Annotated in this window: 13 protein-coding genes; 11 read left to right on the top strand and 2 right to left on the bottom strand. The window is 31.7% G+C overall.

Translation table 11 applies throughout. The annotated features are described in order from the left end of the window. The 3 genes from IEU88_RS13350 to IEU88_RS13360 all read left to right on the top strand — a co-directional run. Positions 1-355 (top strand): LPXTG cell wall anchor domain-containing protein (locus tag IEU88_RS13350; protein WP_188350423.1); only part of this gene is annotated, 355 nt, incomplete at its 5' end. 171 nt (positions 356-526) lie between these two features. Beyond that, a complete protein-coding gene (locus tag IEU88_RS13355; RefSeq protein ID WP_103373129.1) occupies positions 527-1,234 on the top strand; it encodes a YdeJ family lipoprotein in 708 nt (235 codons plus the stop codon). A gap of 33 nt (positions 1,235-1,267) precedes the next feature. Then, a complete protein-coding gene (locus IEU88_RS13360; RefSeq protein WP_103373130.1) occupies positions 1,268-2,002 on the top strand; it encodes a hypothetical protein in 735 nt (244 codons plus the stop codon). A gap of 26 nt (positions 2,003-2,028) precedes the next feature. Here the strand turns inward: IEU88_RS13360 and IEU88_RS13365 are convergent, their stop codons facing one another. Then, positions 2,029-2,922 (bottom strand): ComEC/Rec2 family competence protein, encoded by an 894-nt coding sequence (locus IEU88_RS13365; protein ID WP_103373131.1) that lies wholly within the window; start codon positions 2,920-2,922, stop codon positions 2,029-2,031. Between the two features lie 104 nt (positions 2,923-3,026). After that, positions 3,027-3,392: a plasmid mobilization protein gene (locus IEU88_RS13370; protein ID WP_103373132.1), complete on the bottom strand. Its 366-nt coding sequence runs from the start codon at positions 3,390-3,392 to the stop codon at positions 3,027-3,029. A gap of 494 nt (positions 3,393-3,886) precedes the next feature. Between IEU88_RS13370 and IEU88_RS13375 the strand changes: the two genes are divergently transcribed. The 8 genes from IEU88_RS13375 to IEU88_RS13405 form a co-directional block, all read left to right on the top strand. Then, on the top strand, positions 3,887-4,222 hold the full coding sequence (locus IEU88_RS13375) for a plasmid mobilization protein (protein WP_125147428.1): 336 nt from the start codon (positions 3,887-3,889) through the stop codon (positions 4,220-4,222). After that, entirely contained in the window at positions 4,204-5,184 is a 981-nt protein-coding gene (locus IEU88_RS13380) for a relaxase/mobilization nuclease domain-containing protein (RefSeq protein ID WP_103373124.1), read from the top strand. The genes IEU88_RS13375 and IEU88_RS13380 overlap by 19 nt, the downstream gene beginning before the upstream one ends. Before the next feature lie 37 nt (positions 5,185-5,221). Then, complete coding sequence (locus IEU88_RS13385; protein ID WP_103373125.1) at positions 5,222-5,704, top strand: DUF334 domain-containing protein; 483 nt, start codon at positions 5,222-5,224, stop codon at positions 5,702-5,704. Positions 5,705-5,798: 94 nt separating this feature from the next. Next, positions 5,799-5,921, top strand: coding sequence for a hypothetical protein (locus tag IEU88_RS13805; RefSeq protein ID WP_255201773.1), 123 nt, complete (start codon positions 5,799-5,801; stop codon positions 5,919-5,921). Positions 5,922-6,539: 618 nt separating this feature from the next. Next, positions 6,540-7,388, top strand: coding sequence for a replication initiation protein (locus tag IEU88_RS13390; protein ID WP_103373126.1), 849 nt, complete (start codon positions 6,540-6,542; stop codon positions 7,386-7,388). A gap of 18 nt (positions 7,389-7,406) precedes the next feature. After that, on the top strand, positions 7,407-7,895 hold the full coding sequence (locus tag IEU88_RS13395) for a helix-turn-helix domain-containing protein (protein WP_103373133.1): 489 nt from the start codon (positions 7,407-7,409) through the stop codon (positions 7,893-7,895). A gap of 798 nt (positions 7,896-8,693) precedes the next feature. Further along, entirely contained in the window at positions 8,694-10,718 is a 2,025-nt protein-coding gene (locus tag IEU88_RS13400; protein ID WP_103373127.1) for a LysM peptidoglycan-binding domain-containing protein, read from the top strand. A gap of 81 nt (positions 10,719-10,799) precedes the next feature. After that, on the top strand, positions 10,800-11,257 hold a 458-nt coding region (locus IEU88_RS13405; RefSeq protein ID WP_188350424.1), incomplete at its 3' end, for a peptidase.

Raw genomic sequence — 11,257 nt, forward strand, 5'->3', positions numbered from 1 at the left:
TTATGGTGGCTTTATTCCAGATGGAATGACTCAGCAAGAATATCAAAAATTAGAAAACAATGTTCCTAATCCTAATAGTGTCTCCACAGAAAAATATAATCAAATTGTGAAAAGTGAAAGCCAAAAGATAGCTAATGAAGAAAACAAAACTATCAATACACCTCAAGGTGAGTTAAAACCTGAAATTGAAACAAATAATAATAGTTCTAAAGATGTGAAAAATCAAGATTCAAATTCTCAGGTATTACCAGAAACAGGAGAAAGCAATCAAAGTAATATATTGTCAATAATTGGTGCTTCCGGACTACTAATAATAGGTATAGGTCTTTTACTATTCAGAAAAAAATTAACATAAAGATTGATAAAACAACCACCCGTTTTACACAAACAGGTGGTTGTTTTATTATATATTTAATACATATAATGTTATGGATGGTTATACGGCTTTTTAACTTCTGTAATTTAGGTTTTTGTTGAAAAAATATCAATATAAGTTTAATTTTAAATTTTAAAAAGGAGTTACAGTATGAAAAAAATTATTTTAGCTATATCAATTGTTAGTTTTCTGGTATTTTTAGCAGGTTGTAATAATAAAAGTTCAGAAAATCACGACAATAACAGTTCTAGTGATACTAATACATCAGAGAATAAAGAAAATGAAACGCAAAATGAAACTGACAAGAAAACTAACACCTCTGAGAATCGTGATACCAAAGACAAGAGCAATAAACAAAACAAGAAGCAAAGCGATAATAAAGATCAAGAAAGAAAAAATAATGAGAGTAATGAAAGTCACCAATCTACTGATAAAAATAAAAGTTATTTAAATAATTTTAGCTCAGAAAAAATTGAATATGCACGAGTTTGGTATCAGTTAATATCTACAAAAAATGATTTAAAAGGTATTAGAAACGTGTATGTTACAAAAATACCAAAAGGATCAAAAGTAAACCCACAAGCCCAAGATAGTGCGGTTTATAAAGAAGATGTTGTAAAATTAGAAGCTCCTATGAAGGCTGGCGGATCAGTAACATATAGCAGTAATGGTGATGGATCCATTAATGTATATAATAATATCCCTTATAAATGGGAAAGCCCACAAAATAGCGATTATAGTCAAATGGATAAGATAACAAGAAAAGCAATTGAGGATAATGTGGAAACAATCTATATTAAACCCCATGATAATAAGACAGTCGCTAAATTAGCAAGTAAGGTCAAATATAATAAATAAATTGAAGTATATTAGATTTAAGGAGGTGCAATTTTGCCTATTAATATTATAAACAATATAAGCGAATATGAATTAAAAGCAAGAATTTTTCCAGCAAGCCTTACTATCCTACCACTTGTGATCACCTTGTTAATATTGTTTCCAGAACTCATTAATTTAGGCTCAAGTTTAATTATATTAGGTATATTAATAATATTATTGTTTTTTTTAGGCAAATTAGCACGAGAAAGAGGAAAAAAAGTCCAACACAAGTTAATTCAAAAATGGGGCAGTCTTCCTACAACATTATACCTCTCCCATTTGGATAATACGCTAGATACCGAAACAAAAAAACGCTATCATGATTATTTGGAAAAAAACATCGAAGGATTAGAATTACCCAGTCAGACCGAAGAAATTGAAAAACCTAAATATTCACAAGATAAATACGAATCTGCAGTAAAATGGTTACTCGAAAATACTAGGGATACAAAAGATTTTTCATTACTTTATCAAGATAATATAAACTATGGTTATAGTAGGAATATGCTTGGAATGAAACCTCTGGGAGTTGTAATTTCGGTTATTTCTTTCGTTTTAAATTTTTATTTACTTTATTCTCAGAGTTATCCCTCTATTACTGAGAATACTGTAGGAATTATAATTTCTATAATGATAAGTTTTGTTTTTATCATTATTTGGATTTTTTTCGTCAATGAGAAATGGGTTAAAAGCACTTCTAAGGCTTATGCAAGAACTTTATTATCTACATGCGAAAAAACCACCTGAAAGTTTTCATTAACTTTCAGGTGGTTTTATAGATTTAAAGTTCCAATATAGTTGAACCCCGGTTTTCTTAACTGATTTTCTATATTTTCTATATCTAAGTATTCAGTACAATAGCCTTCTTTTTTTACATGAATATGCACTTTTTTTGGAAGACAATCAAATATTATATCACCTGTAGAATTTTGAGTTATCTTATTATATCCGTGATAATAATCTAAACTTAATGTGTCTGCCTCTCCAATAACTATTACTTTCGGGTTTAATTTATCAAGAATTGATTTTGGAATTCTACCAGTTTTTCTTCCATGATGTGGGGCAAATAAAATATCTATTTTGGGCCACTCCACATGTTTTTCAATCTTTTCCATAAAGTCAGTTTCCAAGTCCCCCATCCATAAAACGTTTACACCATTCTCTAAACTATACTGAATTATTGTAGAGATATTATTAGGACTTTCTCCTTTACTAACCTCTAATAATTCATTTTTATAATCTGGATTACTTGTATCTGGCCACAATATACTTAAACCAGAACTCTTTCTATTATCGTCTTCTACATTCATCCATTTTCTACTACAATTCTTATATATATGAAATGCCTTAGAAGAATCTCTGAGGTTTTGATATTTCATAAAATCTTTGCTTGGATCGATTTTAATCGCATCATTGCTCACACAATAAAAATTTGAAATCCCCATTTTTTCTTCAATATATGATAAACCAGATATATGATCTTCATCAGGATGTGTTGATATAAATCTGGATATCCCTTTTGAAGAAGATGCTTTAATTAATTCATCTAATATTTTCTCCTGATTTTTATCATTAAGATTGCAATCAATCATGGTGAAGTTATCTGAACCATGTTTAATGTAAAACATATCTCCATTATTAACTGAAAAAGATTTAATTATACTCATTATAATTCCCCTTAAAAATTTACTGTATCACGAATATTTTACCATATAAATTGATTGAATAAGTTACGACTATATTAAATCTATCAATTTTTCTTTCTATGGATTTATTCTTCTTTTTTTACTTGATGAATGGCTTGGATCAACTCTCGATCACTTTGGACTTCATGTAGATTAATATAAAAACGATCATCTTCAATATAACTCGCAAATCGTTTAAACATGTTGGCGTAATAAGCATTCGATTGAGCTTGCGATTTTAAATTTTCAACATCTTCATTCGTATCAATCGTCATTTGGTTCGAAGGCATTTCAACAACCGTTGGTTTAATTCGATTCCCTAAAGCAACTAATCGTGTATACGCTGTGGGATTGAGATTTCTAATTTTAGCTAACTGTTTCACTTTTTCATACTCGGCTTCCGTTAAATTGATATTAATGGTTTTGGCTTTCTTTTGTTCTTGACTTGGCATTTTGATTCCACCTTTAACTAAGTAAATACTCAATCAAATAGAACAACTTGATGTGAGTGATTGCTTAGTTATTATTTTAACATAGGTGGAATCTTTGGGTGAGTAATTACTAAAATAAAAATGTTAATATTTTATGAGTAATTACTCACGATTTAATGCGCAAATTTTTGCGCGTTGGACTAAGCAAATACTCAACGGTATTTGCTATTTTTTCGCAGAAAAAATCCTAGGGGGCTTGGGGGATTTCCACCAACAAGCTGGGTATATGGGTACCATATACGTAGCTTGCCAAACTCCATTAATCGATTTACGATAAGGTTATCGAGGGTGACGTTCATTGTTGGTGAAACAATTAGCGTCAGTCATTGAATAACCGATATTTTAAAGTTGATCCGATAGAACAACTTTAAACATATATCGTACTTTGTGATGATCATCGACGTCACATTTTTGACGGCGCATCACAAAATATCGATTAAGAAAGGAGTGCGCTTTTGACTTCCGAGTATAGACGCGAAAGCAAGCAAATTAAATTTAGAGTCACACCCGAAGAATATGAACGTTTAGAAGCCATGGCAGAAACGCTTAATATATCGGTTCCGATGCTTGCGAAACAGGCGACGCAGAAAAAACGAATTAAACACCCGCGTATCGACCGACAAGGCGCCTTAGAAATTGCGAAAGAATTAAGAGCGATTGGGACGAACTTAAATCAATTAACCAAAGCCGTGCACACGAGCCATATCGATGAGGCATTAGCTAAAAAGTTATTACGGAAACTAGAAATGCTGCGTAAAGGACTGAGATACTTATGGCAACGATTAAATTAGGTTCGACGAAAGCAATGAATGCGCTCATCACATATGCCGAAAATGAAGAAAAAGCCGAAAAGAAAAGTGGCCTCAACTGTGACGTCGATTATGTTAAAGAACAGATGAAAACCACGCGATTATTATTCGGCAAAAATAACGGCCGTCAAGGGTATCATGTCATTCAATCCTTTGATCCTGAAGATGACGTCACCCCAGAACAAGCCAATGACATTGGTCGTGCATTAGCTGCGCAAGTCGCACCCGATCATGAAGTAGCCATTTTTACGCACACAGACCAAAACCACCTGCATAATCATATTTGTATTAATAGTGTGAACATGGAGACAGGTAAAAAGTTTGTCAATGATCGCCAAAAACTCTATGACATACGCACGCAAAGTGATGCCCTTTGCCAACAACATGAATTGAGTATCGTCAAAGAGAAAACAGCTGATATACGTTATACCCAAGCCGAACAAAATATCATGGATCAAACCAATAATGCGAAATCATCCTGGAAAAACCAAGTAAGAATGGCAATTGAAGAAACTAAAAACCATGCGACAAATTTTGATGAATTTAACGAACTATTGAAACCCCAAGGGGTTGAAATCGCACGTACAACTGAAAAAACAATTACTTATAAACACATCGAGGAAGACAAGAAAGTACGTGGGAATAAACTAGGTCATGCTTACGATAAGGAGGAGATAATCAATGCCTTTGGAACCGAGAAACGAAGACGAGAACACGAAAGAGATCAAAAAGAAACTCAGCCAGATCGAAACGCAACTCAAGCAGATTGGCGAAGATTTGAAGCAAGAACCCAACAACTCGAACAACAACGCGCTCAAGAACGTGCTGAAGCAGCAAGACTTGCTGATGAGAAATCTCGAGAAATTAGAGAACAACGAGAGCGAGCGGAACAACAGAAACGAGAAGCTAAAGAGCGAACTCGAGGATTCGATCTCGACCTTTAACCAAGCAACGGAAGATACGAGAGTTAAATATATCAGTGTGGCCAATAGTTATTTAAAGAAACTCAATACAGATAATCAACAACAAGACTTTAAACAGGCGTTAGACACCAAATTTAAAGCGATAGATAAACAAACGGACCAATTGATCCATGAGTTAAAAAAACGCAATGAGCAAGCTGAAAATGAAATACAGACCTATAAGCAAAACCTAGAAAGTAAAATGCGACAAAATGATCAGCTAATTCAAAAATACAACAAGACCTTAAATAAAATGACCCATGGCCTTTTCGCCTTATTTTACGTGGTTTTAGTTGTTGCGTTAGTCGCTATGGTGACAGGACCTATCGGGCATAGCTTATCGATTGATACTTTTTTACAGACGATTCATGATCAAATCGTTGAAGGAAAATCCATTTGGCGTTATTTAGCTTATTTCCTTTATCTCATTCCCTTTATATTATTAACATGTATTCTATTGCTTTGTGCGAAGCTCATAAACACGCTTGATGATAAATTCTGATTTCAAAAGTATTTAAAATCATTCAATGCGCTATATACCCCCTTAAAATCCAAAAAAGGGTGTCATCATAATTAAACATGTAAGGAGTGAAAAAATGGCTAATCGTGAGCAATTAAAAAAACGTATCAGTTTGGGCTTAAGTTTAGCTCAAGTTATTGTTCAAGCGAGTCTTGTTTATTTAGCATATAAACAATATAAATTATCAAAAGATTACTAATAATTAACTAAGGGTTTAGAACAAGGTTCTAGGCTCTTATTTTTTGTGTGTCAACGGTAACGGAATGAACGAAGTGAATGAGTATAAGGAGTTGACACACTTACATAGCTCGCCACACTAAACGCAGTGGAATTGGACAACTTCCAATTCCCTGCAGTTTGAACGGCGAGTTCAAGAAGTTTTTTGTTAGACCTTTTTTACAAAAAAGATCTGGTTTGGGTTTTTAAAATCAAAATAAATTCATACGAATTTATTCATTCTTTAAGTGATTTTGAATTTGGGGTAATTTTCCCCTGAACTTTATATATATTTATATAAATCTTTTTAAACCCTTTTTAGGTGTTCTTTCGTCCTTAGGGAGAGTAAGTTCTTAAAACATTAAAGGCATACTTTTGCCACATTAAAGGCATACTTTTGCCACATTAAAGGCATACTTTTGCCACATTAAAGGCATACTTTTGCCACATTAAAGGCATACTTTTATTGTTAACATGTCTTTGTATTAATGTTACTATTAATACAATGTTTAAATAACAAATGATAAATAAAAAGAGGAATAAATTTAGAATAACCTTACCTTTTCTATTCACACATAAAAATTATAGGAGTGATTATAAAATGGCTGGTGAAACAGTTGTATATAGAAATGAAATGAATTTGGTGCCTTTAAGAAAATTTACTAGTGTAGAAATTAATTTGTTTTTTGCGATGTGTAATAAATTAAAAGAACAAGATACGAATACATTAATTTTATCCTTTGAAGAATTAAAAGAATTAAGTAATTACAGCCCAGAAACAAGAAATATAAATCGCTTTGTTGATGACTTACAAAGGGTTTATGATAAGATGCTAGAAATCAGATATACCATTCGTACAGAAACAAAAATCAAGAAATTTGTCCTTTTTTATAAATATGAAATTGACTTAACTGAAAAATATTTAGAAATTGCTACTTCACCTGATTTAAAACACATATTAAATGAAATTACATCTGATTTTACAAAATTTGAGTTACAGGAGATGACTCATTTAAAATCAACATACGCTAAAAATATGTTTAGAATATTAAAACAATACAAACATACTGGATATTTAATAATGAGTATTGAGGATTTTAGAGATAGATTAGATGTACCTAATTCTTATAGAATGACGAATATTAATCAATATGTATTTTCCCCTATAATTAAAGAATTAGGCTTTTTATTTAAAAATCTTAGTATTAATAAAATTAAAGCTAAAAAAGGACGTAAAATTGAGTGGTTAGAGTTTTCTTTTGAACCTGAGAAACGTATTCATTCGAAACGACAATCTAATATGATAAGTACAGGTAAACCAAAACGATACATAAGTCGTGAAATGACGCCACAATGGTTAAAAAATAACACATATCAACCAGCCACATCTAAGACATCTGAGTATACAGAAGAAGAACGTCGAGCTTTTTTACAAAAAATGAACAAGTAAAGGAGACCCAGTTATTTGATGAAAACTGTAAAGGAAGTTTCTGAACTTTTAGATGTCTCTAAACAAACAATTCATTATCATTTAAAAAGTTTACCTTCAAATTTGAAGGTAAAAAAAGCAGGTAACAAATCATTAATAGATGATAATACAATAGATTATCTAAAAACAATTTTAAATAAAAAAACGACAAAAGAATCGACAAAATTTGATGAAAAATCGACAAACAAAACAGAATCATCAAATAATCAATATAGCAGTTATATAGATAAATATATAGAGCATTTAGAATCAGAAATTCGACAAAAGAATCGACAAATTGACGATTTAACAATTGCGTTAAAACAAGAACAATCTTTGAATTTAAATAGCCAAAATATATTAGGTAACAGCGAAAAAATAGAAACAGATAAGATGTATGAAAAAGAGAATATCTTTGATTCAAAAATATCAAATCAAAATGAACAAAAGCAGTCTTTATTTTCAAAATTATTCAAGAAAAAAAACTAACAAGATAAATAGTTATTTATTTACTCATAACAAAGTAACGAAAATCAACGTAGATGATCGAGATACAACGAGAAAATTTTACAAAAGATAATATACACGATATACTGAACTTAACAAATGAGTTACAATTTAGCATATACAGAAAACCCCCACACGCCGACCAAGCTAATGTGGGGGTTTTTGTTTTATCCTTTTAGTTTATCAGATATATAGTTTGCAACTATACCAGCAATAACTGATGAGATAAAACCTAGAACAAATGAGATTACAACAAGCATATACAGCACCTCCTTTCACGCACAGGAAGTGCCTTTCTATTGTAACAAAAACAAACAACACTTTACGATAGTTTATGAGTTGAATAAAAATACAAAATGAGTGCCTATGAAAACGTTTGAAAACCTATAGTGTAGGCAATGTATAAAGTATGAATAAAAAGTAAATCTAACAAAAAGGGCAAAACGCTGTTAAATCAGCGTTTTGCCCTTTTAATTTAGTTGACATAATTAACTATTATAGGTAGTAAAAATGTATACGCTATACATTGGAAGTTTATGCTAGTAAATAGTTACTCTTGGTTATTTCATTTAAAATTCATAAGTTTTTCATTTAATTTATTAGTTAATATAGAAAATGAAATCTAAGTATAATTTTACAACTTTATATAAATTACAGAAAATACTATATTTACTATTTATATTACTAAAAATTAAAAAATTTCATACAATATTGTTGTTCTATTTTTTTTTATGTTAAGGTGAAATAGAACACAAAACTAAAAATTGGGAGGAATTTTTTATGGCATTCATATCATACACAGTTCAATCTGGCGACAATTTAACCAGCATAGCAAATGAGTTCGATACCAATATTCAAAATATTCAGAATTATAACAGTATTATTAATCCTGATAATATTAATGTTGGAGATGTACTTAAAATTCCTAGTGAAAGTACACACGTAACTAATTATGTTATACAGTATGGGGATAATTTAAATTCAATTGCAAATAAATTTGGAACGACACCAGACAGATTGCAATCACTGAACAACATCGTAGATCCAGATTATATTCAAGTAGGACAAACTATACAAGTTTCAGGTTCTCAAAATGAATCTAATCAATCAAGTTACACTGTTCAATACGGCGACTCACTGGAAAGTATAGCAAATAAATTCGGTACGACTGTAGATCAATTGCAATCATTGAATAATATTGCAAACCCAGACTACATTCAAGTAGGGCAAACTATACAAGTTTCAGGTTCTCAGAGCAATAATAACCAAACTAGATACACCGTTCAATATGGAGATTCATTGGAAATTATAGCAAATAAATTCGGTACAACTGTAGATCAATTACAATCATTGAATAATATTGCAAACCCAAACTACATTCAAGTAGGGCAAACTATACAAGTTTCAGGTTCTCAAGGAGATTCTAACCAGTCTACTTACACTATTCAATACGGGGATACATTAGAAAATATAGCAAATAAATTTGGAACAACTGTAAGTCAATTACAAACATTGAACAATATCGCAAATCCAGATTACATCCAAGTAGGGCAAGTGTTAACTGTAGACGGAGAAGCAAAAACTAATTCATCTAACGTAAGTAAATATACTGTACAATCAGGCGATAATTTAAGCGTTATTGCTCAAAAATTCAATTCTTCAGTATCTGAATTACAATCTTTAAACGATATTTCTAATCCTGATTATTTACAAGTAGGGCAAGAAATATTGGTTCCTGGTAACTATGACACTGGTAATGACACTGGTGATGATACGGATAACTCTGAAAATAATGGCGGTGGTAACAATATCCCACCTTCTAATGGAGATAAAGTTACTGAGCAGCAATTAATAGCTGTAGGTTGGCCTTCTAGCGCTGTTACTGAGACAGTGATTAATGATTTAAATGATTGTTTAGAGAAATACGAAATAAATACTAAATCAAGAGTAATGCATTTTATAAGCCAATGTAGCCATGAATCAGTAGCTGGGACTTATAGAGAGGAAATAGCATCTGGAGAAGCATACGAAGGTAGAACTGATATAGGTAATACTCAACCTGGCGATGGACCTAAATTTAAAGGGGGAGGTTACCTTCAAATGACTGGTAGAGCCAATTATACGCAATTTGCTAATTCAATTGGCGATCAAGAAATTGTAAATCAAGGCGTCTCATATGTAGCAGATAATTATCCTTGGACTAGTGCTGGATTTTGGTGGTATACGCACGGAATGAATCAATTGTGTGATACTAATCCTTCTGTTGAACAAGTGACATTAAAAGTAAATGGCGGATATAATGGTTTAGCTGATAGAAAACAATATTATCAAAAATGTGTTGATGTATTTTCAAATTACGGAGAAAGTCCTTCATCTTCTGAAAAAGGTTCAGCTGCATGGTTAAATCAATATAGAGTTACAGCTGAATATGGATATTATGATGTAAATATTAATAACAACATGCATTATGGTATGGACTTTGGACTTTTCACTGGTACACCAGTAAAAGCAATTACTAGTGGTACTGTGCTTGAAACAAAATGGAACCCAGGCGGAGGCGGTAATACCATAACTATTAAAGAAGATGATGATAAACATTACCAATGGTACATGCATTTAAGTGAATATAATGTAAAATCTGGACAAAGTATAAACACAGGAGATGTAATAGCATATTCTGGAGCTAGTGGAGAGGGAGTTACAGGCCCCCACTTACATTTTCAACGTATGGTAGGTGAAGTATCAAACCAAGCAGCCGAAAACCCACGAGAATTTCTAGAACAATTAGGTTTAAATTCGCAATAACGATTTAACGCCATATAACCATTATAAAATGGCTATATCTATGCGATAATAAAAATATAAATTTTATTAAGGAGACATTTTATGAAAAAATCCACATTCTTTCCAACTTTATTATTGGCTAGCTCATTAACTTTCACAGGTTTTTCAGCGACAGTCGCTGCTGAAGATGGTGCTAAAACTGTATACGGAGACAATTTACCAAATAGCGCAGATACAAATGGAGATGGTTGGGCAAATGTAGATTTTGACCCTTCAGTTTTACCTCAGTCATATCAAAATGAAATTACTAACTTAACTCAACAAAAAGACACAGACAAAATTTCTCAAACTGAATATAACGAGCAAGTAGCAAGCATTTATGAACAAGCAACACAAGAACAACAGGAACAACAAACAACACAAGGCGAAAGACCTTATGGTGGCTTTATTCCAGATGGAATGACTCAGCAAGAATATCAAAAATTAGAAAACAATGTTCCTAATCCTAATAGTGTCTCCACAGAAAAATATAATCAAATTGTGAAAAGTGAAAGCCAAAA

The sequence above is a fragment of the Staphylococcus nepalensis genome (genome assembly GCF_014635045.1).
Lineage (GTDB): Bacteria > Bacillota > Bacilli > Staphylococcales > Staphylococcaceae > Staphylococcus > Staphylococcus nepalensis.

Bases quoted from the DNA above. Each gene is read 5' to 3' on its own strand.
- IEU88_RS13355 (WP_103373129.1), top strand. From the start codon at position 527: ATGAAAAAAATTATTTTAGCTATATCAATTGTTAGTTTTCTGGTATTT.
- IEU88_RS13365 (WP_103373131.1), bottom strand. From the start codon at position 2,922: ATGAGTATAATTAAATCTTTTTCAGTTAATAATGGAGATATGTTTTAC.
- IEU88_RS13370 (WP_103373132.1), bottom strand. From the start codon at position 3,392: ATGCCAAGTCAAGAACAAAAGAAAGCCAAAACCATTAATATCAATTTA.
- IEU88_RS13380 (WP_103373124.1), top strand. From the start codon at position 4,204: ATGGCAACGATTAAATTAGGTTCGACGAAAGCAATGAATGCGCTCATC.
- IEU88_RS13805 (WP_255201773.1), top strand. From the start codon at position 5,799: ATGGCTAATCGTGAGCAATTAAAAAAACGTATCAGTTTGGGCTTAAGT.
- IEU88_RS13390 (WP_103373126.1), top strand. From the start codon at position 6,540: ATGGCTGGTGAAACAGTTGTATATAGAAATGAAATGAATTTGGTGCCT.
- IEU88_RS13395 (WP_103373133.1), top strand. From the start codon at position 7,407: ATGAAAACTGTAAAGGAAGTTTCTGAACTTTTAGATGTCTCTAAACAA.
- IEU88_RS13400 (WP_103373127.1), top strand. From the start codon at position 8,694: ATGGCATTCATATCATACACAGTTCAATCTGGCGACAATTTAACCAGC.